The organism is Streptomyces sp. NPDC044704, assembly GCF_056433525.1.
On sequence record NZ_JBWKGY010000007.1, the window covers coordinates 1 to 23303 of the forward strand.

The 23303-nt window shown below is 73.1% G+C and carries 21 protein-coding genes and 1 tRNA gene; 15 read left to right on the forward strand and 7 right to left on the reverse strand.

Features of this window, described 5'->3' with window-relative positions; all coding sequences use genetic code 11:
* Positions 1-198: 198 nt before the first annotated feature.
* The 3 genes from AC07B0_RS18785 to AC07B0_RS18795 all read right to left on the reverse strand — a co-directional run bounded on the left by AC07B0_RS18785 (position 199) and on the right by AC07B0_RS18795 (position 2934).
* Positions 199-1467 carry an ATP-binding protein gene (locus AC07B0_RS18785; RefSeq protein ID WP_478898610.1) on the reverse strand — a complete coding sequence of 423 codons (1269 nt, stop codon included), beginning with the start codon at positions 1465-1467 and terminating at the stop codon, positions 199-201.
* Positions 1468-1469: 2 nt separating this feature from the next.
* On the reverse strand, positions 1470-2204 hold the full coding sequence (locus tag AC07B0_RS18790) for a hypothetical protein (protein WP_478898611.1): 735 nt from the start codon (positions 2202-2204) through the stop codon (positions 1470-1472).
* A 106-nt stretch (positions 2205-2310) separates the two neighbouring features.
* Positions 2311-2934: a hypothetical protein gene (locus AC07B0_RS18795; protein WP_356875642.1), complete on the reverse strand. Its 624-nt coding sequence runs from the start codon at positions 2932-2934 to the stop codon at positions 2311-2313.
* Positions 2935-3140: 206 nt separating this feature from the next.
* Here AC07B0_RS18795 and AC07B0_RS18800 point away from each other — a divergent pair, with 206 nt between their 5' ends.
* Positions 3141-3959 carry an NERD domain-containing protein gene (locus tag AC07B0_RS18800; protein ID WP_478898612.1) on the forward strand — a complete coding sequence of 273 codons (819 nt, stop codon included), beginning with the start codon at positions 3141-3143 and terminating at the stop codon, positions 3957-3959.
* Positions 3960-4205: 246 nt separating this feature from the next.
* Here the strand turns inward: AC07B0_RS18800 and ku are convergent, their stop codons facing one another.
* Positions 4206-5345 carry a non-homologous end joining protein Ku gene (ku, locus tag AC07B0_RS18805; RefSeq protein ID WP_478898613.1) on the reverse strand — a complete coding sequence of 380 codons (1140 nt, stop codon included), beginning with the start codon at positions 5343-5345 and terminating at the stop codon, positions 4206-4208.
* Positions 5346-5376: 31 nt separating this feature from the next.
* Here ku and ligD point away from each other — a divergent pair, with 31 nt between their 5' ends.
* Together ligD and AC07B0_RS18815 are read left to right on the forward strand one after the other, a co-directional pair.
* A complete protein-coding gene (gene ligD / locus AC07B0_RS18810; RefSeq protein WP_467290480.1) occupies positions 5377-6261 on the forward strand; it encodes a non-homologous end-joining DNA ligase in 885 nt (294 codons plus the stop codon).
* Positions 6258-7169 (forward strand): ATP-dependent DNA ligase, encoded by a 912-nt coding sequence (locus AC07B0_RS18815; protein WP_356875634.1) that lies wholly within the window; start codon positions 6258-6260, stop codon positions 7167-7169. Before ligD ends, AC07B0_RS18815 begins: the two co-directional genes overlap by 4 nt.
* A 133-nt stretch (positions 7170-7302) precedes the next feature.
* Here AC07B0_RS18815 and AC07B0_RS18820 read toward each other — a convergent pair whose 3' ends face one another.
* Positions 7303-7698, reverse strand: a complete 396-nt coding sequence (locus tag AC07B0_RS18820) for a DUF6479 family protein (RefSeq protein WP_356875632.1) — start codon at positions 7696-7698, stop codon at positions 7303-7305.
* 232 nt (positions 7699-7930) lie between these two features.
* Positions 7931-8917: an XdhC family protein gene (locus tag AC07B0_RS18825; protein WP_356875630.1), complete on the reverse strand. Its 987-nt coding sequence runs from the start codon at positions 8915-8917 to the stop codon at positions 7931-7933.
* A gap of 427 nt (positions 8918-9344) precedes the next feature.
* Here AC07B0_RS18825 and AC07B0_RS18830 point away from each other — a divergent pair, with 427 nt between their 5' ends.
* Complete coding sequence (locus AC07B0_RS18830) at positions 9345-9614, forward strand: hypothetical protein (protein WP_478898614.1); 270 nt, start codon at positions 9345-9347, stop codon at positions 9612-9614.
* 210 nt (positions 9615-9824) lie between these two features.
* Here the strand turns inward: AC07B0_RS18830 and AC07B0_RS18835 are convergent.
* Positions 9825-9896: transfer RNA gene (locus AC07B0_RS18835), tRNA-Arg, on the reverse strand.
* Positions 9897-10002: 106 nt separating this feature from the next.
* Between AC07B0_RS18835 and AC07B0_RS18840 the strand changes: the two genes are divergently transcribed.
* From AC07B0_RS18840 to prmC, 11 genes are all read left to right on the forward strand, one after another.
* Complete coding sequence (locus AC07B0_RS18840) at positions 10003-10476, forward strand: response regulator (protein WP_356875595.1); 474 nt, start codon at positions 10003-10005, stop codon at positions 10474-10476.
* A gap of 112 nt (positions 10477-10588) precedes the next feature.
* Entirely contained in the window at positions 10589-11524 is a 936-nt protein-coding gene (nrtL, locus tag AC07B0_RS18845; protein WP_478898615.1) for an ArgS-related anticodon-binding protein NrtL, read from the forward strand.
* A gap of 19 nt (positions 11525-11543) precedes the next feature.
* Positions 11544-12935 (forward strand): diaminopimelate decarboxylase, encoded by a 1392-nt coding sequence (lysA, locus tag AC07B0_RS18850; RefSeq protein ID WP_469376877.1) that lies wholly within the window; start codon positions 11544-11546, stop codon positions 12933-12935.
* 160 nt (positions 12936-13095) lie between these two features.
* Positions 13096-14385 carry a homoserine dehydrogenase gene (locus AC07B0_RS18855; protein WP_356875744.1) on the forward strand — a complete coding sequence of 430 codons (1290 nt, stop codon included), beginning with the start codon at positions 13096-13098 and terminating at the stop codon, positions 14383-14385.
* A gap of 6 nt (positions 14386-14391) precedes the next feature.
* Positions 14392-15462 carry a threonine synthase gene (gene thrC / locus AC07B0_RS18860; RefSeq protein ID WP_469376879.1) on the forward strand — a complete coding sequence of 357 codons (1071 nt, stop codon included), beginning with the start codon at positions 14392-14394 and terminating at the stop codon, positions 15460-15462.
* Positions 15463-15769: 307 nt separating this feature from the next.
* Positions 15770-16708, forward strand: a complete 939-nt coding sequence (thrB, locus tag AC07B0_RS18865; RefSeq protein ID WP_356875587.1) for a homoserine kinase — start codon at positions 15770-15772, stop codon at positions 16706-16708.
* Between the two features lie 428 nt (positions 16709-17136).
* The gene (gene rho, locus AC07B0_RS18870) at positions 17137-19281 is read left to right on the forward strand and encodes a transcription termination factor Rho (RefSeq protein WP_478898616.1); all 2145 of its coding nucleotides are present in this window, start codon (positions 17137-17139) and stop codon (positions 19279-19281) included.
* A gap of 365 nt (positions 19282-19646) precedes the next feature.
* Entirely contained in the window at positions 19647-20747 is a 1101-nt protein-coding gene (locus tag AC07B0_RS18875; RefSeq protein ID WP_356875583.1) for an LCP family protein, read from the forward strand.
* Positions 20748-20951: 204 nt separating this feature from the next.
* Positions 20952-21170, forward strand: coding sequence for a 50S ribosomal protein L31 (gene rpmE, locus AC07B0_RS18880; RefSeq protein ID WP_007266580.1), 219 nt, complete (start codon positions 20952-20954; stop codon positions 21168-21170).
* A 117-nt stretch (positions 21171-21287) separates the two neighbouring features.
* Entirely contained in the window at positions 21288-22367 is a 1080-nt protein-coding gene (gene prfA, locus AC07B0_RS18885; RefSeq protein ID WP_356875581.1) for a peptide chain release factor 1, read from the forward strand.
* 56 nt (positions 22368-22423) lie between these two features.
* A complete protein-coding gene (gene prmC / locus AC07B0_RS18890; RefSeq protein ID WP_356875579.1) occupies positions 22424-23269 on the forward strand; it encodes a peptide chain release factor N(5)-glutamine methyltransferase in 846 nt (281 codons plus the stop codon).
* Positions 23270-23303: the final 34 nt, after the last annotated feature.

Here is a 23303-nt window from a genome sequence, read left to right on the forward strand (position 1 = left end):
GGGGGGGGGGGCCCCGCCCCCCCCCCCCCGCCGCGCCCCCCCCAAAACCCCCCCCCCCCCCCCCCCCCCCCCCCCCCCCCCCCCCCGCCCCCGGCCCCACCGCAGCCCCCGCCGCCCCACCGCAGCCCCCGCCGCCCCACCTGAACCCCGCCCCCCGCCGGTGCCGACACCCCGCACCCCCGCCCGGCCAGGGCAAGGTCAGCCCCCCACCCCCACCGCCCCCGGCAAGGTGAGCACCGCCAACGCCCCGCCCCCCTCCGCCCGGCGGAACTCCAGCCGTGCCCCGATCACCTCCGCCTGACCGGCCGCGATCGTCAGCCCCAGCCCGTGCCCCTTGCCGCCGCTGCGGAACCGCTGCGGCCCCCGCTCCAGCAGGTAGTCCGGGTACCCGTCCCCGTGGTCCCGTACGGTCACCACCGGCCCGTCCACGGTCACCACCACCGGCCCCCGCCCGTGCTTGTGCGCGTTCGCGACCAGATTCCCCAGCACCCGCTCCAGCCGCCGCCGGTCCGTTTCCACGTGCGCGTCCCGAAGGACCACCACCTCCGTCGCGCCCCCGGCAGCCGCCCCCGCCCCCGCCGCGCCAGCACCCCGCACCACCCTGCGCACCAGCCGCTCCAGCTGGTGCAGATCCGTCTCGACCACCTCGCTCCGCGAGTCCAGCCGCGAGATCTCCAGCAGGTCCTCCGTCAGCTGCCGCATCGTCCGTACGCGCTCCCGCACCAGCTCCGTCGGCCGCCCCTCCGGCAGGAGTTCCGACGCCGCCTGCAACCCGGTGAGCGGCGTGCGCAGCTCGTGCGCGACGTCCGCCGTGAACCGCTGTTCGCTCAGCAGCTTGTCCTGCAGCGTGCCGGCCATCGTGTCCAGGGCCCCGGCCACCGTCGACACCTCGTCCTGGTGCCGCGCCGGATCCTTCGTACGCGGGTCCCCGACCCGCGCGTCCAGGTCGCCGTGGCTGATCCGCCGCGCGACCGTCGCCGTCTGGTGCAGCCGCCGCGTCACCCGCGTCACCGCGAACGCCCCCACCAGCAGCGTTCCGCCGAGCGCCAGCGCCGACGAGCCGATGATCGCGTTGTCCAGCCCGGTGATGGTCCGCGCGCTCTGGCCGTAGTCGACGGCCGTGGCCAGCGCCCGCCCGTCGGCCGGCGCGGCGGCCCACATCACCGGCCGACCCTGCTGGTCGGCCACCAGCGTGCCCCGCCGCCCGCTCACCGCGAGGGCCCGCAGCTCCGGCGGCAGCCCGGCCGGGTCCAGCCCCGACTCCGGCGGCAGGGCCTCGCCGGCCTCGTACGCCAGCGCGGCTTCGGCCAGCCTGCCCAGGGCCTTGTCCCGGGCCGTCGCCACGGTCTGCCGGGTCACCTCGACGTGCACCAGCACGCCCAGCACCGCCGCCAGCGAGCAGCACATCACCACGATGAAGCACGCCGACTTCCAGGTCAGCGTCGCCGTCCACGCGGGCAGCCGCATCCTCACCAGGCCCCCGCCCCCGCCCCCGCCCCCGCCCCCGGCCGCGCCGAGCCCTGCGGGTTCGCCGGGATCCGGACGATCTGCTCCCGCGTCGGCAGCATCGAGCGCTGCTTCTCGTCCCACGACCAGGCGGTGATCAGCTCGTAGCCGGGGTTGCCGCTCGGCACCCGCAGGACGACGTCCCGCCCGGCCAGTTCCACGGCGACGACGGTCTGCGTGGTCGCCATGATCCGGTTGAGCCGGCCGTCCGGATCTGCCGTGTACACCCGTACGGACATCATCTTGTCGGGGAACTCGATGCCGATCACGAGCTCGTCCTTGCCGTTCCCGGTGAGGTCCCGGTAGTACGGCGCCAGCACCGGGCACTTCCCCGGCTCCGCCCCCTCCGTCCCGCAGGCCAGGATCGCCGCGGCGGTCTCCGGGTACATGCCGTCGGGGCCGACGTCGGCGTTCGGATGCGCCCGCAGCTCCGCCTGGACCAGGGCCACGGGATCGACGGTGTGCACGTTCTGGCCGGGAACCCGCGGCAGTCCCGGTACGTACTCCGGCGGCGCGCCCCCCGGATCGGCGGGCGGTACGTCGGCACCCCTGCGCTCCGGCCACAGGTGTACGGGCCCGCTCGCCGTCGGGGTCGGCCCGGCAGACACCAGCCCGCCGGTGTCGCCGCACCCCGCCGTCAGCGCCAGCGCCGACAGCACCGGGGCCACCAGGAGCGCACGGAAGGAGAACACGGGCACGGCGGCTGGCCCCTCCTCTCGCGGTACACGGCATCGACGGTCGTACCGGCAACCTTATGCGGAGGTACGCCCGTTTTGCCGGTCGGTCCGAGTGCCGGACCCGGGGTCAGCCGTCGGTGCGGCCGCGCCGCAGCATGGCGAACCCCAGCCCGCCCGCGCCGATCGCCGCGATCCCGCCGCCCGCGGCGAGCAGCAGCATCCCCTCGCCGGGCCCGTCGGCCAGGGTGCTGAGCCGCAGCGCCTCGGCGGTCCCCGCGGCGCCGTCGTTCGCGGAACCGCCCGCCGGGTGCCGCACCGACACGGGGACGACCTGCCCGCTGCGCGTCCCGGTCTTGTGCCCGTCCCCGTCCACCGCGTGCGCGCCGTCGCCCGGACCCGCGTCACCGACCCAGGACGTGAGCCGGCCGTCGGGCCGCAGCGCGGCGTGCAGCTCGCCGGTGTTGCCGAAGCCGGTGAAGCCGTCACGGCTGGTCAGCGTGGCCACCGCGACCCCGGAACGCAGGATGTCGGCCTGGTACGCGTCCTGCCCGACGCGGTACACCCTCGCGGTCGACCGGCCGTCGGCCAGGGCGACGCTCCTGACCAGCGTCCGCTGCGTCGCGGAAGCGGCCGGGACCGCGTCGGCGAAGGCGTCGGCGGACGCGGCGGCGCCGGTCAGGACCGGCAGACCGGCGGCGCACGCGGCCACGACGGCGGCGCGGGCGAGGGTGCGGCGGCGGGCGGTGTTCACGGAATTCCTTCGGGCAGGTCGGCGGCGGGCGTGTTCAGGTGGGATAAAAGTAGGCGCCGGCCGTTGCGGTACAGCCGTGTTCTTGTAACAGCGAGGCAGCAGGGACCCGACGGAGTCGTTACACAGCCGAGGGATCGCCCCGCACGCGGCCGGGGGATTGCCCCGCGGCCCACCGCCTGCTCCCATGGACGGCGGGGGTGACGGCGATGCGCGGACTCAGAGTGCTGCCGAGCGGCCGGCCCGGCCGCGGCCGGCTGTACGTCAACGGACCGGACGGCCGGGCGGTGGCCTGGTACGACCGGCAGCCCAACCGGATCAGCCTGCTGGCGGACGACCAGCGCGAGGCCGTACTGGCCGCCTTGCGCCCGTACCTGACCGGCGACTGGACGCTCGGGCCGCCGCCGGTCCCCACCCCCGCCGAACTGCGCCGCCTCTTCCTCGCGCCGGACGACGACCTGGCCCCGAACCGTCCGGGGGAGACCCTGCTGGGCGAGCTGGCCCACGGTTCGCCGGGCACCAGGGCCCGGCACCGCATGCGCCAGGACCTCCAGGCGCGGCAACGGACCGGCGTGGAGCTGGAGGCGCTGGAAGCCGCGGACTGGCGGGCCGTGCACGACGTACCGCTGCCGGGGCTGGGCCTGCTGGACCACCTGCTCATCGGCCCGCCGGGGGTCTTCGCGATCCGGTCCGTCCCGGGGCGCCGCCAGCGCGTCCAGGCCGGCGACCTGCTCCTCACCGTGGGCCGCGCCGAACCCCGCCCCGACCCCCGCTGGATCCGCCGCGCGGCGGCCCGCGCCGCCCGCGCCCTGTCCGCACCGGTCGTCCCGGTCCTGGCGGTGGCGGACGCCTCGCGCGTGGAGGTGGCCCCGAGCCTGCGCGACATCCGCGTCCTCCAGCCCCCGACGGCCGCCGCCGACCTCGCCGCGGCGCCCGTCACCCTCAAACTCCCGGACGTCGAAGCCCTCTTCACCACAGCCCGCACCCGCACCACCTGGCACCTACACCCCCCAGCCCCCACCCCCTGACCCCCCCACCCGCCCCCTGCGCAAGCTGCCGCTCCCGCGCGGGCTGCCCCCCGCCCGGGCTGCCCCCAACCTCCGGGCCGCCGCCCGGGCGCCCCCCGCCATCCGCCCCTGCGCGAACTGCCGCTCCCGCGCGGGGTGCCGCCCTGCGCCGCCCGCGCCGGGTGTCGGCCGTGCCAGGGCCGCTGCCCTCGGGGTGCTGCCCGCCCTCCGCCCGGGCGGTGTCCCGGGCGCCCCCGCCAGCCGCCGTCAGGCGGAAGCGCGTTTGCGGGGTGCGGCCGGGGTGGTCTTCTTCGCAGCCGCCGCCGTTTTCTTCCCCGTCGTCCCCGAAGCCGCCTTCTTCGCCGTCGACTTGGCGGTCTTCGTGGTCTTCGCAGCCTTCGCCCCGCCCGCCGACCTCGACGCGGCCGTGCCGGTGGTCTTCTTCGCCGCGCCCGCCCCGCTCGCCGACGCCGTCTTCTTCGCCGTCGACGTCGACTTCTTCCCGCCCACCGCCTTCGGCGCGGCCGCGGCAGCCCTGCCCGCAGCCGCCTTCCGCCGGATCGGCGTCACCTCGGCCGGAGCCTGCGCCCGCGCCCCCTCGGCCGGCCCGGCCTGCGGGCTGCCCTCCCCCCGGGACTCCTTGGCCGCCCGTACGCTCTTCTCCAGCGCGGCCATCAGGTCGATCACCTGGCCCCCGGCCGGTTCCACCACCGCCTCGGACGGCTCGAACGCCCCACCCGCCTTCGCCGTGATCATCGCCTCCACGGCCTCCCGGTAGTCGTCGTGCAGCGAGGCCATCTCCACCTCCCCGAGCGTCGCCATCAGCGCGTCCGCCAGGTCGAGTTCGGCCTCCCGCACGGAGACGTCCGCCTCCGGAGCCACCCCCTCCGGCGCCCGGATCTCGTCCGGCCACAACAGCCCGTGCATCGCGATCACGTCGTCGACGACCCGCAGCATCCCGAGCCGCTCCCGCCCCCGCAGCGCGTACTTCGCGATCGCCACCTTCCGGCTCCGCTTCAGCGCCTCCCGCAGCAGCGTGTACGGCTTCGCGGCCGTCGGCCCGTTCGCCGCGAGGTAGTACGCGGCGTCCAGCTGGAGCGGATCGATCTCCTCCGACGGTACGAACGACATGATCTCGATCGTCCTCGCGGTGGCGATCGGCAGCTGCGCCAGATCCTCGTCGGTGATCGGGATGACGGACCCGTCCGCCTCCTCGTACCCCTTGCCGATCTCGGCGCCCGACACCTCCTCGCCGTCCAGCTCGCACACCTTGCGGTAGCGGATCCGCCCGCCGTCGGCGAGGTGGATCTGACGGAAGGAGATCGAGTGGCTCTCGGTGGCGTTGACCAGCTTGATCGGAATGCTGACCAAGCCGAAGGAGATCGCCCCGTTCCAAATGGATCGCACGGTTCCTCCTGATTCGTGGCAATCTCATCGTATGACGCCGATCACCATGGTGGAGGGGCGTCGCATCGCGCTCAGCAACCTGGACAAGGTCCTGTACCCGGGTTCCGGCTACACCAAGGGCGAGGTGCTGCACTACTACGCCACCGTCGCGGGCTCCCTCCTCGCGCACGTCCGGAACCGGCCGGTCTCCTTCCTGCGCTATCCCGACGGCCCGGACGGCCAGCTCTTCTTCACGAAGAACCCGCCGCCCGGCACGCCCGACTGGGTGAGGACCGCCCGCGTCCCCCGCTCCGAGGACGAATCCGCCGAACAGGTGATCGTCGACGACCTGCCCACCCTCATGTGGGCGGCCAACCTCGTCGTCGAGTTCCACACCCCCCAGTGGACTGCCGACCGCCCCGCCGTCGCCGACCGGATCGTCTTCGACCTCGACCCCGGCCCGCCCGCCACCGTCGTCGAATGCTGCGCCGCCGCCCTCTGGCTGCGCGAGCGCCTCGCCGCCGACGGACTGCGCTCCTACGCCAAGACCTCCGGCTCCAAGGGCCTCCACCTGGCCGTTCCCCTGGAGCCCACCCCCTCCGAGCAGGTGTCCGCGTACGCCAAGACCCTCGCCCAGGAGGCCGAACGCGAACTCCCCGACCTGGTCGTCCACCGGATGGCCAAGGCGCTGCGCCCCGGCAAGGTCTTCGTCGACCACAGCCAGAACGCCGCCGCCAAGACCACCGCCGCCCCCTACACGCTCCGCGCCCGGCAGCTGCCCACCGTCTCCGCGCCCGTCTCCTGGGAAGAGGTCGGCGCCTGCCGGACCGCCTCCGACCTGGTGTTCCTCGCCGACGACATCCCGCCCCGGCTCGCCCGGGACGGCGATCTCCTCGCCCCGCTGCTCGATCCCGGCCTGGCCGGGAGGCTGCCGTGAGCGCGGGTACCGGGCCCGTACGGGTCGCGCTCGCCTCCTCCGTACGGACCCTGCCGCGCGGGGCGGGCCTCGCGTACGAGCCGAAGTTCGACGGACACCGCCTGGTCGTCGTGCGGACGGCGCAGGACGTCGTGCTCCAGGCCCGCTCCGGCCGGATCGTCACCGCGGCCTTCCCCGATCTCGCGGCGGCCGCCCGGCAATTGCCCGCCGGGACCGTCCTGGACGGGGAGGTGGTGGTCTGGCACGCGGGCCGCACCGACTTCGCGCTCGTGCAGCGGCGTGCCGCGGCCGCGACGGCCGCCCGGGCCGCCGTCCTCGCACAGACCCTGCCCGCCTCGTACGCCGCCTTCGACGTACTGGAACTGGCCGGGCTGGACGTCCGCGCCCGACCCTACGAACGCCGCCGCGCCCTGCTCGTCGACCTCCTGCTGCCGCTCGGACCGCCCCTTCAGCCGGTGCCGATGACGACCGACCCGGAGCTGGCCGAGACCTGGTACGAGACCCTGCCGGCCAGCGGCATCGAGGGCCTGGTCGTCAAACGGCTCGACCAGGCCTACCCGGCCGGCCGGCGCGGCTGGCGCAAGCTCCGCCACACCGACGTCCGGGACGCGGCGGCCGTCGGCTACACCGGCACCCCGCGCCGCCCCGTGGCGCTGGTGCTGGTCCTGCCGGGGGAGGAGGACGAGCCGCCGCTGGTGTCGAGCCCGCTGGCGGCCGCGCTGCGCGCCGAGCTGGCCAACGCGGTGGCCGCCCGTACGGAGACCGCCCCCGGCGGGGGCACGGTCACCGCGATCGGGTTCGGCGAAGTGCCGTTCCGTCCCCTCGACCCGCCGCTCGCGGCGGAGGTCCGCCACAGCTCGGCCCGCCACCCGCCGCCGGAGGTGCTTCGGCTGCGGACGGACCTTTGAGGAGTCGTCGTGACACGGCCGGGCCGCGCCGGGAGACCGCCGGCAGACCTCCGGCCCGCGCGGGAGGCGCGGGCCGGAGGCCGTGGGGCAGGGCGGGGGGTCGGGGAGGGGCGGGTGTGGGCGGGCGTGGGCGTCAGGCGTGAGCGCCGCGTCCCGCGTCGGGCGGGGCTCCGGGCTGGACGTGGGGGTCAGGGCCTTCCACGTGCTCGTAGCCGGACTCCCGCTCGGCGCGGGCCTCGTCCTGGTGGCTGTGGGTGGTGGAGCCGAAGTTGCCGTAGCCCTGCATCTCGTGGGGCCTCAGGCCGCCCTCCGGGATCTCCACGGACTCCCGCTCCTCGCGGACCTCGTAGACGGCACCGCCGTCGGGCAGGTGCGGCTGGCTCTCGGCGGTCGGCGGTGGCGGCTCGTGCTCCCGCACGCGCCGGCCGAGGATGAACCCGCCGAGCAGGAAGCCGGCCACGACGATGCCGACGACCAGGAACCAGGCGATGTCGGTCAGGGTCGAGTCGACGCTCAGGATCATGTCCATACATCCTATTTTCCCGCTTTCGCACCGAATGCACGCTCTCGCTGCGACGAATCTCCCCGTCCGTCTCCCCGCCCCCGGACCGACGGCCCCCTCACCGGCCCCTCCCCGGCCCTTCACCGGCCGCCGGAGCCACCCCTCGGCCGCCCGCGCACCGGACCCGGCGCGTGTACTCCGAACGGATGAGACGGGGGTACCGGCCCGCCGTCGGAGCGGGCCGGTACCCCCGTGCCGGTCACCTCAAGGGACCGTCGGAATCCCGCAGCCCCCGAGCGCCCCGCCCCCCGAGCACCCCGAGGATCTCGGCGCAGATCGCGAGGGCCGTCTCCGCCGGGGTCTTGGCGCCGAGGTCCAGCCCGATCGGCCCGTGTACCAGCGCCAGCCGGTCCTCGCCGACCCCCGCGGCGAGCAGCCCCTCCCGGCGCCGGGCCGTGGTCCGCCGCGAGCCGAGCGCACCGACGTACGGGATCCCGAGCGAGAGGGCCGTCCGCAGGGTCGGCACGTCGAAGTCGGGCTCGTGGCTGAGCAGCACCAGACAGGCCGCGTCCCGGTGGTCGGCGAGCACCTTCCCGGCCTCGGCCGCCGTGTGCACCACGACCGACTCCCAGCCCAGCAGCGCGGCCTGCCGTCCGATGACGTCGGCGAGCTCCCCGCCACCCCCGATCACCACGTGCGGAGCGGACGGGTACGCCTCGACGAGCACCAGCCCGGACCCCGGCCCCCCGTACAGCGCGTCCCGCCCGGGCCGCCGGGTCCCCAGCAGCTCACCGGCCCGCCGCTCGGCGTCGTCGGCCGGGGTGCCGCCCGCCCGCACGACCCGGCTCACCGCACTGTCGGCCGTCTCGTCCAGCCGCGTCACGAGGGCCACCCCGGCACCCGTCCCGAGCAGCTCCCACCACTGCGCCGGGATCTCCGCCAGCGGCTGGAGCAGTACCTCGGCCTGCCCGCCACAGGTCAGCCGGGCCTCGACGGCCTCGCCCGCGCCGACCGACACCTCGCACACCCGCGCGCTCCGCCCCGGGGCCATCGCCGCGGCCTCGGCGACGAGTTCGGCGTCGAACACCCCCCGGTACAGGGCCCCGACGCACTCACCGCGCGCGTCCACGAGCACCGCCCCGGAGGGATCCCGGGGCCCGAACCCCTGCTCCGTCACGGGCCGCGCCAGGAACCCGGCCCGTCCCTCGGCCACCCACCGCAGTGCCGTCTCCGCCAGCTCACGCATGCTCGTCGCCCCATCCTCTACGCGCCGTATCCCGCAAAGCACCTGGTCAGCGGCACAAAGCGGCCTCACCGCCCACCCTATGCACGCCCCCGGCCCGCCCCCACCCCCCAAATCCCACAGACCGCACCCCGCCCCCTCGTACGGACCACCGGAAGGCCCGCACCGGCCACCGGCCGGCGTTCCGTCGCCCCCGTGTCCCGTCGCCGGGACACCGCCGGGACCCGCTCACGGCGGCGGCGGGCGCCCTTTACCCGACGGCGCGGCCCCCTGTCACCCCCTCACGGGCCGGCCCCCGCGCTTTCGGCGGCACAGGCCGTCCTCGTCTGGACATCGAGCGCTTCCGGTTCGTTGACTGATCGCCGAGGACGCTTCACGGAAGGCCGCGGGGCCGGCAGCGCCACGGCCGAGAGAGGGGAACAACATGCGCATGCGCCACGCACTGACCGGTCTGACCCTGGGGAGTGCGCTCGCCCTGGGAGGTACGGCCGTGGCGGCCCATGCGGCCGAGCCCGCGCGATCAGCGGAGGCGTCGGCCCGCGAAACGAACGCGGTCCCGTCGGAGAAGCACCACCACGGCACCTACTGGACCCTGGCGCAGTGCCAGGCGGCCGGAGCATCCCAGAGCCTCCCCTACACCTGCGAACCGTTCATCTTCGGAGCCCCCACGGTGCAGTGGGCCCTGTACCTCCGCTACTGACCGGCCCCGCGGCGGGCGGAGGTTCGGACGACGAGCCTCTCCGACCCCCAGCGGACGACGAGTTCCAGCGCACGGCGGCCACCCCCAAGGTGCCCCCACCCCCGGCTCCGCCGGATCCCCCGCCACAGCAGGGCAGTTGGCCGCACATACGCGAAGACCCCGTCTCAGCGTTGCCGCTGATGGCGGGGTCTTTGGGCACTCCTTGCGAAGTGCCCCCGGCAGGATTCGAACCTGCGCACACGGCTCCGGAGGCCGTTGCTCTATCCCCTGAGCTACGGGGGCGTGTCGTTCGCTTTGCGGCGACGGGTTGAACACTACCAGCTCCCGCGGGGTGATCAGGAACCGATTTGGGCGGGAGAGGGAGGTCCGTCGCCCGGAGGGGGTGGAAGTGGCGAAAACCCGGACGCGGGGGCCGGGGCGGACCTACTCTCGAGTTGTGCCAGGCGCCTCGGGCCGGGTGCTTGTTGTCGACGACAACAAGGTCATCCGGCAGCTGATCAAGGTCAATCTCGAGCTGGAGGGCTTCGAGGTCGTGACCGCGAACGATGGTGCCGAGTGCCTGGACGTCGTCCACCGCGTGAACCCCGACGCGATCACCCTTGATGTGGTCATGCCCCGGCTGGACGGGTTCGGGGCGGCCGCGCAGCTGCGGGCCGATCCGCGGACCCGGCACCTGCCCGTCGCCATCGTGAGCGCCTGCACGCAGTACGAGGTGGAGGCCGGGATCGCCGCCGGGGTCGACGCGTTCATCGCCAAACCCTTCGAGCCCGCCGAGCTGGTGCGCGTCGTCCGCAGGCTCGTCGAGCGCCGGGACCGCCGCGAGCGGAAGGGCACGCCCGCAGGGAGAGGGGGGAGGGGCTGACCCCGCTGACCCCACCGTCGGCAACCCCTCTTCACAGGCCCCCGGCCGGCCCCCTGTTCACATGGCGAAACCCGATGCATGGCGACCGGGCTTCTCCCCTAGGCTGGGTGGCGTGATCCCCGCCGACCTCTCTCGTGCCGTCGTACGTGCCGTACGCCGTGCCGTCGAGGACGGGGAACTGGCCGGCCCCGTGCCCGCCCGCGCGGTCGTCGAACGGACGCGGCCCGGCGGAGTGGGGGAGTACGCGTCCCCCGTCGCGTTCCAGGTCGCCAAGGGCGCCGGAGCGGCCCCCGCAGACGTCGCCCGGATCCTCGCCGGCCGGCTCGCCGCCGAACCCGGCATCGCGAACGTCGAGGTCACCGGCGCCGGTTTCCTGAACTTCACCCTCGCCTCCCGCTCCGCCGAGGCCCTCGTACGGGACATCCGCGCGCGCGGCACCCGGTACGGCCACGCCCCCGACGGCGAGCCGCGCGAGCGCGTCGTCCGCGAGGCCGTCGCCCGGATCCGCCGGAGCCAGGCGGCCGACCCCCACGACCCGCAGGCCGGCGCCGCCGTCGCTCCCGTGGCCCGCCGCGACGGAGACGTGGTCGCGGCCTACGGGGCCGACGCCGCCGCCTGGGCCATGCTCAGCGTTCCCGCGCGCGAGACCCCCTCGTTCACCGCCGGACTCCTCGTCCAGGACGAGTCGAGCGAGCTGTTCCGGATCCGGTACGCCCACGCGCGCGCCCGCGCGCTCCACCGGAACGCCGAGCACCTCGGATTCGCGGCGGAGGCGGGCGACACCGACGCCCCCGCGCTGCTGGCCGCGCTCGACGAGTACCCCCTGGTCCTGGAAGCCGCCGCGCACCACCGGGCGCCCGAACGGCTCGCCCGGCACCTCGTCACCGTCGCCGACGCGCTGCTCGACTTCCAGCACCACGTCCTGCCCCGGGGCGACGAGAAACCCTCGGCCGCCCACCGCGCCCGGCTGGCCCTCGCCGAAGCCGCCGGGACGGTGCTGGCCGGTGGCCTCGCCCTGCTCGGCATCGACGCCCCCGACTTCCTGTGACCCCCGAAGAGAGATTCCGATGAGCCGTTCCGCGCACCCCGCCGGGCCCCGCCACGCCGACGTCCTGCCCGAGGGCCACTACTCGCCGCCGCCCGCCGACCTGAACGTGCTGGACGAGAAGGTCTGGGCCCGCACCGTCACGCGGAACGACGAGGGCGTCGCGTGCGTCGGCGGCATCGAAGTGACCCGTCTCGCCGAGGAGTTCGGCACCCCCGCCTACTTCCTCGACGAGGAGGACTTCCGCGAGCGCTGCCGGGCCTGGGCGCACGCCTTCGGCAAGGACGCGGACGTCTTCTACGCGGGCAAGGCGTTCCTGTCCAAGGCCGTCGTGAAGTGGCTGAAGGAAGAAGGGCTGAACCTCGACGTCTGCTCGGGCGGCGAGCTGTCCACGGCGCTGGCCGGCGGCATGCCCGCCGACCGGATCGCCTACCACGGCAACAACAAGTCCGAGGCCGAGATCCGGCGGGCCGTCGAGGCGGGCGTCGGGCGCATCGTCCTCGACTCCTTCCAGGAGATCGCCCGCGTCGCGCACGTCGCCCGCGACCTGGGCGTACGCCAGCCCGTGCAGATCCGCGTCACGGTCGGCGTCGAGGCGCACACCCACGAGTTCATCGCGACCGCCCACGAGGACCAGAAGTTCGGCATCGCCGTCGCCGACGGCAGCGCCGCCGAGGCGGTGCGCCGTGCCCTCGGTCACGACAGCCTCGACCTGCTCGGCGTGCACTCCCACATCGGCTCGCAGATCTTCGACATGGCCGGCTTCGAGGTGTCCGCCAAGCGGGTGATCCGGCTCCTGGCCGCCGTACGCGACGAGCACGGCGTCGAGCTCCCCGAGATCGACCTCGGCGGCGGCCTCGGCATCGCCTACACCTCCTCCGACGACCCGCGCGAGCCCCACGAGATCGCCAAGGCCCTCACCGAGATCGTCGCCCGCGAATGCGAGAGCGCCGGACTGCGGGCACCGCGGATCTCCGTCGAGCCGGGCCGCGCCATCGTCGGCCCGACCGCCTTCACCCTGTACGAGGTCGGCACGATCAAGCCGCTCGAAGGACTGCGGACGTACGTCAGCGTCGACGGCGGCATGTCCGACAACATCCGCACCGCGCTCTACGACGCCGAGTACTCCGTCAACCTCGTCTCCCGCGTCTCCGACGCCGAGCCCATGCTCGTCCGTGTCGTCGGCAAGCACTGCGAGAGCGGTGACATCGTGGTCAAGGACGCGTTCCTGCCGGCCGACCTGGCGCCCGGCGACCTCCTCGCGGTGCCGGCCACCGGCGCCTACTGCCGGTCCATGGCCAGCAACTACAACCACGCGCTCCGCCCGCCCGTCGTCGCCGTGCGCGACGGACAGGCGCGGGTGATCGTCCGGCGCGAGACGGAGGAAGATCTCCTGCGGCTCGACCTCGGATGATCCGCATGTTTCCGGGAGAGGCCCGCAAACCCTGAAAATGGGTGTCTCACTCAATGGACCGAGGATGGAAACTGATGTCCATTGAGTGAGACTGGTTCACACCTGACGCGCAAACCGCGCGCCGGGGAGCGAAGAAAGATCGAAAGGCGTAGGTCGAATGATGCGTACGCGTCCGCTGAAGGTGGCGCTGCTGGGCTGTGGAGTGGTCGGCTCAGAGGTGGCGCGCATCATGACGACGCACGCCGACGACCTCACAGCCAGGATCGGCGCGCCGGTCGAGCTCGCGGGTGTCGCCGTGCGCCGCCCCTCCAAGGTCCGTGAGGGCATCGACCCCGCGCTCGTCACCACCGATGCGACCGCCCTCCTCAAACGGGGCGACATCGACGTGGTCATCGAGGTCATCGGCGGGATCGAGCCGGCCCGCACCCTGATCACCACCGCCTTCGAGAACGGCGCGTCCGTCGTGTCCGCGAACAAGGCGCTGCTCGCCCAGGACGGCGCCGCGCTGCACGCCGCCGCCGAGGCGCACGGACTGGACCTCTACTACGAGGCGGCCGTCGCCGGCGCCATCCCGCTGGTCCGCCCGATGCGCGAATCGCTCGCCGGCGACAAGATCAACCGGGTGATGGGCATCGTCAACGGCACGACGAACTTCATCCTCGACAAGATGGACTCGACCGGCGCCGGCTACCAGGAGGCCCTGGACGAGGCCACCGCCCTCGGGTACGCCGAGGCCGACCCGACCGCCGACGTCGAGGGCTACGACGCCGCCGCCAAGGCCGCGATCCTGGCCGGCATCGCCTTCCACACCCGGGTGCGCCTCGACGACGTGTACCGCGAGGGAATGACCGAGGTCAGCGCCGCGGACTTCGCCTCCGCCAAGCGCATGGGCTGCACCATCAAGCTCCTCGCCATCCTGGAGCGCGCCGCCGACGGCCAGTCCGTGACGGCCCGCGTGCACCCGGCGATGATCCCGCTGACCCATCCGCTGTCCTCCGTCCGCGAGGCGTACAACGCCGTCTTCGTGGAGGCGGAGGCCGCCGGCCGGCTCATGTTCTACGGTCCCGGCGCGGGTGGTTCGCCGACCGCGTCCGCGGTCCTCGGCGACCTCGTCGCGGTCTGCCGCAACAAGCTCGCCGAGGCAACGGGGCCCGGCGAGTCCGCTTATACCCAGCTGCCGGTCAGCACCATGGGCGACGTCGTCACCCGCTACCACATCAGCCTCGATGTGGCGGACAAGCCGGGCGTCCTCGCCCAGGTGGCGACGACCTTCGCGGAGCACGGCGTGTCGATCGACACGGTCCGCCAGCAGGGCAAGGACGGCGAGGCCTCCCTCGTCGTCGTCACTCACCGTGCGCCCGACGCCGCCCTTTCCGGGACCGTCGAGGCTCTGCGGAAGCTGGACACCGTCCGCGGTGTCGCCAGCATCATGCGCGTTGAAGGGGAGTAAGGACCCATGAGCAGCAATCGCACCCACCAGTGGCGCGGCATCATCGAGGAGTACCGGGACCGTCTGCCGGTGACGGCCACGACCCCCGTGGTCACGCTCCGCGAGGGAGGGACCCCGCTCGTCCCCGCCCAGGTGCTCTCCGAGCGCACCGGCTGTGAGGTCCACCTCAAGGTAGAGGGCGCGAACCCCACGGGGTCCTTCAAGGACCGCGGCATGACGATGGCGATCACCAAGGCCAAGGAGGACGGCGCCAAGGCCGTCATCTGCGCCTCCACGGGCAACACCTCCGCCTCGGCCGCCGCCTACGCGGTGCGCGCCGGGATGGTCTGCGCGGTGCTCGTTCCCCGCGGCAAGATCGCGCTGGGCAAGATGGGCCAGGCCCTCGTGCACGGCGCCAAGATCCTGCAGGTCGACGGCAACTTCGACGACTGCCTGGACCTGGCCCGCGCGCTGTCCGACAACTACCCGGTGGCGCTGGTCAATTCCGTCAACCCGGTGCGCATCGAGGGCCAGAAGACGGCCGCGTTCGAGATCGTGGACGCGCTCGGCGACGCCCCCGACATCCACGTGCTGCCCGTCGGCAACGCCGGCAACATCACCGCGTACTGGAAGGGCTTCAAGGAGTACAAGGCCGACGGCCTGGCCTCCCGTACGCCCCGCGTGTGGGGTTTCCAGGCCTCGGGTTCCGCGCCCATCGTGCGCGGCGAGATCGTCAAGGAGCCGCACACCATCGCCACCGCGATCCGGATCGGCAACCCGGCCTCCTGGGACTACGCGCTCGCAGCGCGGGACGAGTCGGGTGGCTTCATCGACGAGGTGACGGACCGCCAGATCCTGGCCGCCTACCGGCTGTTGGCCGCGCAGGAGGGCGTCTTCGTCGAGCCCGCCTCGGCCGCGTCCGTGGCCGGCCTGCTGAAGGCCGCCGAGGCCGGTCTCGTCGACCCGGGCCAGAAGGTCGTGTGCACCGTCACCGGCAACGGCCTGAAGGACCCCGACTGGGCGGTCGCCGGCGCTCCGCAGCCGGTCACCATTCCGGTGGACGCCGAGGCCGCGGCCGGCCGTCTCGGCCTGATCTGACCCGAGCTCCGGCTCGACCCCGAGTTGCCGGATTCCGGAAGCCTCCGGAATCCGGCAACTCGGCCCGTACGGCACCAAAAGTCAACGGAATTCAGCGGAAGAACGCGACACGCATCGTGCGCCTCCTGTGCGCCCTATGTCGCGAGAGAACCTTCCTTCGATACGCTGTACTTACATCCGCCACCGCGCATATGACCGCGGTGCTGCCCCGAGGGCCTTCGGGTGTCGTAGGTTCTCCAGTACATTCGCAGCGAAGATCCCGCACCGTCACCAGATCTCGCACAGTCACAAGGAGTGTCATCGACCGATGGCAGGTCCAGCGTTCCGCGCCGCCGCCGTACGAGTGCGCGTCCCCGCCAGCAGTGCCAACCTCGGCCCCGGCTTCGATGCCCTCGGCCTGGCCCTGGGGCTCTACGACGACGTGGTCGTCCGTGTCGCCGACTCCGGCCTGAACATCGACATCGCGGGTGAGGGCGCCGACACCCTCCCGCGGGACGAGAGCCACCTCCTCGTACGCTCCATGCGCACCGCCTTCGACCTGCTGGGCGGCCAGCCGCGCGGCCTGGAGGTCGTCTGCGCGAACCGCATCCCGCACGGCCGCGGCCTCGGTTCCTCCTCCGCCGCGATCTGCGCCGGCATCGTCGCGGCCCGCGCCGTGACCATAGGCGGCGAGGCGAAGCTCGACGACGCCGCGCTGCTGGAGCTCGCCACGGAGATCGAGGGACACCCCGACAACGTCGCCGCCTGTCTCCTCGGCGGTTTCACCCTCGCCTGGATGGACGGCGGCAGCGCCAGGGCGATCCGTATGGACCCTGCGGATTCCATCGTTCCGGTGGTCTTCGTCCCGTCCAAGCCGGTCCTGACCGAGACCGCGCGAGGACTCCTGCCGCGCACCGTCCCGCACGTGGACGCGGCCGTGAACGCGGGCCGGGCCGGCCTGCTCGTGGAGGCCCTGACCAGGCGTCCCGAGTTCCTGCTGCCCGCCACCGAGGACCGGCTGCACCAGGAGTACCGCTCCCCGGCGATGCCGGAGAGCGTGGCACTCGTGAACCGGCTGCGGGCGGACGGCATCCCCGCGGTCATCTCCGGCGCGGGCCCCACGGTCCTCGCGCTGGTCGACAACGACGCGGCCGACAAGGTCGCGCGGCTCGCCGGCGAGGGGTGGGCGGCCAACCGGCTCGCACTCGACTCCGCGGGCGCGAGCGTCCTTCCGCTGGGCACCCAGGGCGGCCAGTCCGTGTCCTAGCGACACGGCCCACCGGGCGGGCGGCCAGGGCAGGCCGCCCGCTGCCGGAAGGGCCGATTGCCGGTGATTGAGAGGGGGAATATCTGTTGGATCCGGTAGTGTTAGTCTCAAGTGCGCATCCGAAGCCGCCATGGCTCGGTGCTCAGTGTCCCCATCCGGGACCACCTTTCTTCCGGGAGCCTCCCCGACTGCTTTGATCGCTGCCAGCAGTTTCGAGCACGCTCCGGAATCGGCGTGACATTCCCACGCTTCCAGCTCGGGGGCTTCTCGCCGGAACCACCCACGCACGTTTCTCTCCGCCGTATCTCTATCGGCGGACCACCGCCCCGGCCGCGGTCCATGACCCATCAAGTCGTGGTCCGTTGTCGGACAGCACAACCGGTCGCCGAGCCAGACAGGCCGACGTCCGCTCCAGGGAAGGACCCTTCGTGAGCGACACCACCGATCTGATGGGCGCTGCCGACACCAACGTCGACACCAGTGCCCCCGCCGCGGGCGCCGCGCCCAAGCGTCGCCGCTCCGGCACCGGCCTCGAGGGCATGGTCCTGGCCGAGCTCCAGCAGGTCGCGTCGGGCCTCGGAATCAGGGGCACCGCGCGGATGCGCAAGAGCCAGCTGATCGAGGTCATCAAGGAGGCCCAGGGCGGCGGCAGCGCCCCCAAGGCCGCGGCCCCCGCCGCCGACGCCGCCGAGGCCAAGCCGAAGCGCCGCGCCACCAGCAAGGCCCGCACGGGCGAGGCCGCCGCACAGGCGCCCGCCGAGAAGGCGGCCGACAAGCCCGCCGACAAGCCCGCCGTACAGGCGCAGATCGACATCCCGGGCCAGCCCGCAGGAGGCCCCTCCCGCGCCGGCGAAGCCGAGCGGGGAGAGGACGCACCGGCCGGCGAGCGCCGCCGCCGTCGCGCCACCGCCCCCTCCGGCAGCCCGGAGTCCGCGGCCCCCGCCGCCGTGCAGGTCGAACAGAAGACCGAGGCCGCCCCGGCCGAGGCCACCACCGTCGCCGCCCAGGGCCAGTCCCCGGAGGCCACGGAGGGCCGTACCCGCCGTGACCGCCGCGACCGTGCCGACCGCGGTGACCGTGCCGAGCGCGGCGACCGCGGTGACCGTGCCGACCGCGGCGACCGTCAGCAGGGCCGTCGCGAGCGCGGCGCCAAGGCCGACGAGCAGGGCCAGGGCCAGGGTCAGAACCAGGGTCAGGGTCAGAGCCAGGGCCAGGGTGGTCAGGGCGGCGGCCGTCAGGACCGCGCCGACCGTCAGCAGCAGGGCGGCCGCGGCCAGGGCCAGCAGGGCCGTCAGGACCGTCAGGACAACGGCCCCCAGGACGACTTCGACGGTGAGGACGGCCGTCGCGGCCGTCGCGGACGCTACCGCGACCGCCGTGGCCGTCGCGGCCGCGACGAGTTCGCGCCGAACGAGCCGCAGGTCGCCGACGACGACGTGCTGATCCCCGTCGCGGGCATCCTCGACATCCTCGACAACTACGCGTTCATCCGGACCTCGGGCTACCTGCCCGGCCCCAACGACGTGTACGTCTCCCTCGCCCAGGTCCGCAAGGCCGGTCTGCGCAAGGGTGACCACACCACCGGTGCCGTGCGCCAGCCCAAGGACGGCGAGCGCCGCGAGAAGTTCAACGCCCTCGTGCGCCTGGACTCGGTCAACGGCATGGCGCCCGAATCCGGCCGCGGCCGCCCGGAGTTCCAGAAGCTGACCCCGCTGTACCCGCAGGACCGGCTCCGTCTGGAGACCGACCCGGGCGTGCTGACCACCCGCATCATCGACCTCGTGTCGCCGATCGGCAAGGGTCAGCGAGGCCTGATCGTGGCCCCGCCGAAGACCGGCAAGACCATGATCATGCAGGCAATCGCCAACGCGATCACCACCAACAACCCCGAGTGCCACCTGATGGTCGTCCTGGTCGACGAGCGTCCGGAAGAGGTCACCGACATGCAGCGGTCGGTCAAGGGCGAGGTCATCTCCTCGACCTTCGACCGCCCGGCCGAGGACCACACCACCGTCGCCGAGCTGGCCATCGAGCGCGCCAAGCGCCTCGTCGAGCTGGGTCACGACGTGGTCGTCCTGCTGGACTCCATCACCCGTCTGGGCCGCGCGTACAACCTCGCCGCCCCCGCCTCCGGCCGCATCCTGTCCGGTGGTGTCGACTCGACCGCGCTGTACCCGCCGAAGCGCTTCTTCGGTGCCGCGCGCAACATCGAGGACGGCGGCTCGCTGACCATCCTGGCCACCGCGCTGGTCGACACCGGCTCGCGCATGGACGAGGTGATCTTCGAGGAGTTCAAGGGCACCGGCAACATGGAGCTCAAGCTCGACCGCAAGCTCGCCGACAAGCGCATCTTCCCGGCCGTCGACGTCGACCCGTCGGGCACCCGCAAGGAGGAGATCCTCCTCAACGCGGAGGAGCTCGCCATCGTCTGGAAGCTGCGCCGGGTGCTGCACGCGCTCGACTCGCAGCAGGCGATCGAGCTGCTGCTCGACAAGATGAAGCAGACGAAGTCGAACGCCGAGTTCCTGATGCAGATCGCCAAGACCACGCCGGCGGGCAAGAACGACGACTGACCGCCGCCGCCTCGGCACCGCACCACCGGGACCGCCCCCACCGCAGCCGCGGCGGGGGCGGTCCCGCGTTCGTACGGCGTCCCGTACGTCACTCCGTGCGACCTTCACCACATGCGTGCCCCCGGCCGGGCGCACCCGGCGGCGTGCCCGCATCCCCGGGAAACCCCAGGTAAGGGCGGCGCCACGGCCCGCCCGCCCGAGGGGCCGCGAGAGGCCCCCGGGAAGGCTCGGGAGCTCCGGCGGGGAGAGGCGGGGGAAAGGCCCCGTACGGGCCGTGGAACCCTGGGAGCCGCTCCGCCGTCTGAGTGAGAGGACAGCGGGCAGACGTTCCGTACGGGCGGGCCTGAGCCAGGACTGAGGAGAGCATGAGCGAGGACAGCAGGGCCGGCGGCCGCCGGGCCGCGAGCCGGCGCCGACGTAAGCCGCCGCAGCGCCGCAAGGGCCTCACCGTGGCCGCGTGGACCGCCGCCGGCGTGGTCCTGCTCGGCGGCACGGGCCTCGGGTACTTCTACTTCAAGCTCAACGGCAACCTGAAGACCGTCGACATCGACCAGGCCCTCGGCAAGGACCGCCCGGCCAACGTGGACAACGGCTCCATGGACATCCTCGTCCTCGGCTCCGACTCCCGCGGCGGCGCCAACGGCGAGTACGGCCGGGACGACGGCGGCTCGGCCCGCTCCGACACCGCGATGATCGTCCACCTCTACGAGGGCCACCAGAAGGCCAGCGTCATATCGATACCGCGCGACACGATGGGCCCGCGTCCCGCCTGCGCCACCGGCAAGGGGAAGACCGACCCGGGCAGGCAGCGCGCCCAGTTCAACGAGGCGTTCACCATCGGCGGGGCCGCCTGCGCGGTCAAGACCGTCGAGAAGATGTCGGGGATCCGCATGGACCACTACATCGAGGTCGACTTCACCGGTTTCAAGAAGATCATCGACAACCTCGGCGGTGTCGAGGTGACGACGACCAAGCCCATCAAGGACGCCGACAGCCACCTCGACCTCGCGGCCGGCACGAACAAGCTCAACGGGGAACAGGCCCTCGGCCTCGTCCGTACCCGCAAGAGCGTCGGCGACGGCACCGACCTGGGCCGAATACAGCTCCAGCAGGCCTTCATCAAGGCACTGATCAAGCAGGTCAAGGGCATCGGGATCTTCGACAACCCCAAGCGGCTCCTCGACCTCGCCGACTCCGCCACCAAGGCGATCACCACCGACAAGGCGCTCGGCGACGTGAAGTCCCTCATGGGCTTCGCCCAGGGACTCCAGGGCATCGACTCCCAGGACATGCACATGATCACCCTGCCGGTGGTCACGGACCCGCGGGACGAGAACCGCGTCGTGCCCCTGACGAAGGAGTCCAAGATGGTCTGGGACGCCCTGCTGGCCGACCAGCCGGTACCCGCCGAGGCCACGGCGACGTCCGTCGGGGACAAGAGCCCCGCCGCCGGGATCGTGCAGTAGCGGGGCGGGGAGCGGGCGGCGGCCGGGCGGGGAGCGCGCGGCCCCGGCCGGGAGGAATAGACCCCGGCCCCCCGCCGTTGAGGGGAGCGTCCTCAGAATTTTGACAGGCGGCCCGGTCCTGGCAGACTGGTCTGTCGGCCCCGGTTCACGCAGTGCGCAATTCGGCTCCTGCGACCCGGCGCCCTCCCGAATCTAGGAGACACCTTGAAGCGCGATGTTCACCCCGAGTACGTCGAGACCCAGGTCAGCTGCACCTGTGGCGCGTCGTTCACCACCCGTAGCACCCTGACCGAGGGCACCATCCGTGCCGAGGTCTGCTCCGAGTGCCACCCGTTCTACACGGGCAAGCAGAAGATCCTCGACACCGGTGGCCGCGTGGCCCGCTTCGAGGCCCGCTTCGGCAAGGGTGCGGCCAAGAAGTAGCGCGACCCAGGCGCCGGTCACCGGCCGCCCCCTGACCACGCGGGGGCGGCCGGACCGGCGCCTTTGTCGTCGTGTCGCCCACCCAGCCCTTTTTGACTTTCACCACAGGAGCACCCGATGTTCGAGGCGGTCGAGGAACTGATCGGCGAGCATGCCGATCTTGAGAAGAAGCTCGCCGACCCTTCGGTCCACTCCGATCAGGCCAACGCGCGCAAGCTGAACAAGCGCTACGCGGAGCTGACCCCGATCGTCGCGACCTTCCGTGCCTGGAAGCAGTCGGCCGAGGACATCGAGACGGCCAAGGAGTTCGCGGCCGACGACCCCGACTTCCACGCCGAGGTCAAGGAACTGACCGCACAGCGCGAAGAGCTCACCGAGAAGCTCCGCCTGCTGCTCGTTCCGCGCGACCCCAGCGACGACAAGGACGTGCTCCTGGAGGTCAAGGCCGGAGCCGGCGGCGACGAGTCCGCCCTCTTCGCCGGCGACCTGCTGCGCATGTACCTGCGCTACGCCGAGCGCGTGGGCTGGAAGACCGAGATCATCGACGCCACCGAGTCCGAGCTCGGCGGCTACAAGGACGTCCAGGTCTCCGTCCGCACCAAGGGCGGCAACGGCGCCACCGAGCCCGGCCAGGGCGTGTGGGCCCGCCTGAAGTACGAGGGCGGCGTGCACCGCGTCCAGCGCGTTCCGGCCACCGAGTCCCAGGGCCGCATCCACACCTCCGCCGCCGGCGTGCTCGTCACCCCGGAGGCCGAGGAGGTCGAGGTCGAGATCAACATGAACGACCTGCGCATCGACGTGTACCGCTCCTCGGGCCCCGGCGGCCAGTCCGTCAACACCACCGACTCCGCGGTGCGCATCACCCACCTGCCGACCGGCGTGGTCGCCTCCTGCCAGAACGAGAAGAGCCAGCTCCAGAACAAGGAGCAGGCCATGCGCATCCTGCGGTCGCGCCTGCTGGCCGCCGCGCAGGAAGCCGCCGAGCAGGAGGCCTCCGACGTGCGCCGCAGCCAGGTGCGCAGCGTGGACCGGTCCGAGAAGATCCGTACGTACAACTACCCGGAAAACCGGATCTCGGACCACCGGACCGGTTTCAAGGCGTACAACTTGGACCAGGTGCTCGACGGCGACCTCGACGCGGTCATCCAGGCCTGCGTCGACACGGATTCCGCGGCCAAGCTCGCCGCCGCACACTGATTGCTGCCTGATCCCCGCACCACCCCCCCCGTACGACAGCAGCCCGGAGGAACAGCGTGAACTTGCTGCTTGCCGAGGTGGCCCAGGCTACCCAGCGGCTGGCCGCCGCCGGCGTGCCCTCACCGCGCTTCGACGCGGAGGAGCTCGCGGCCTTCGTGCACGGCGTCAAGCGGGGGGAACTGCACCACGTCAAGGACGCGGACTTCGACGCCCGCTACTGGGAGGCCGTCGCCCGCCGCGAGGCGCGCGAGCCGCTCCAGCACATCACCGGCCGCGCCTTCTTCCGCTACCTGGAGCTCCAGGTCGGACCCGGGGTGTTCGTGCCCCGGCCCGAGACCGAGTCGGTCGTGGACTGGGCCATACAGGCCGTCCGGGCGATGGACGTCGTCGAGCCGCTGATCGTGGACCTGTGCACCGGCTCCGGCGCGATCGCGCTGGCCATGGCCCAGGAGGTGCCGCGCTCGCGCGTGCACGCGGTGGAGCTGTCCGAGGAAGCGCTGCGGTGGACCCGCAAGAACGCCGAGGGCTCCCGGGTCACCGTCCACCAGGGCGACGCGCTCAGCGCGCTGCCCGAGCTGGACGGACAGGTCGACCTGGTCATCTCCAACCCGCCGTACATCCCGCTCACCGAGTGGGAGTACGTCGCCCCGGAGGCCAGGGACCACGATCCCGAGATGGCGCTCTTCTCCGGGGAGGACGGCCTCGACACCATCCGCGGCATCGAGCGCACCGCCCACCGGCTGCTGCGCCCGGGCGGCATCGTCGTGATCGAGCACGCCGACACCCAGGGCGGCCAGGTGCCGTGGATCTTCGCCGACGAGCGCGGATGGGCCGACTCCGCCGACCACCCCGACCTCAACAACCGTCCGCGCTTCGCGACCGCCCGCAAGGCCCTGCCGTGACCCGCGCGACCCCCGCCCCCGACACCACCCCGCT

Bases quoted from the DNA above. Each gene is read 5' to 3' on its own strand.
- AC07B0_RS18785 (WP_478898610.1), bottom strand. From the start codon at position 1,467: ATGCGGCTGCCCGCGTGGACGGCGACGCTGACCTGGAAGTCGGCGTGC.
- AC07B0_RS18800 (WP_478898612.1), top strand. From the start codon at position 3,141: ATGCGCGGACTCAGAGTGCTGCCGAGCGGCCGGCCCGGCCGCGGCCGG.
- ligD (WP_467290480.1), top strand. From the start codon at position 5,377: ATGACGCCGATCACCATGGTGGAGGGGCGTCGCATCGCGCTCAGCAAC.
- AC07B0_RS18820 (WP_356875632.1), bottom strand. From the start codon at position 7,698: ATGGACATGATCCTGAGCGTCGACTCGACCCTGACCGACATCGCCTGG.
- AC07B0_RS18825 (WP_356875630.1), bottom strand. From the start codon at position 8,917: ATGCGTGAGCTGGCGGAGACGGCACTGCGGTGGGTGGCCGAGGGACGG.
- AC07B0_RS18830 (WP_478898614.1), top strand. From the start codon at position 9,345: ATGCGCCACGCACTGACCGGTCTGACCCTGGGGAGTGCGCTCGCCCTG.
- lysA (WP_469376877.1), top strand. From the start codon at position 11,544: ATGAGCCGTTCCGCGCACCCCGCCGGGCCCCGCCACGCCGACGTCCTG.
- AC07B0_RS18855 (WP_356875744.1), top strand. From the start codon at position 13,096: ATGCGTACGCGTCCGCTGAAGGTGGCGCTGCTGGGCTGTGGAGTGGTC.
- thrC (WP_469376879.1), top strand. From the start codon at position 14,392: ATGAGCAGCAATCGCACCCACCAGTGGCGCGGCATCATCGAGGAGTAC.
- thrB (WP_356875587.1), top strand. From the start codon at position 15,770: ATGGCAGGTCCAGCGTTCCGCGCCGCCGCCGTACGAGTGCGCGTCCCC.
- AC07B0_RS18875 (WP_356875583.1), top strand. From the start codon at position 19,647: ATGAGCGAGGACAGCAGGGCCGGCGGCCGCCGGGCCGCGAGCCGGCGC.
- prfA (WP_356875581.1), top strand. From the start codon at position 21,288: ATGTTCGAGGCGGTCGAGGAACTGATCGGCGAGCATGCCGATCTTGAG.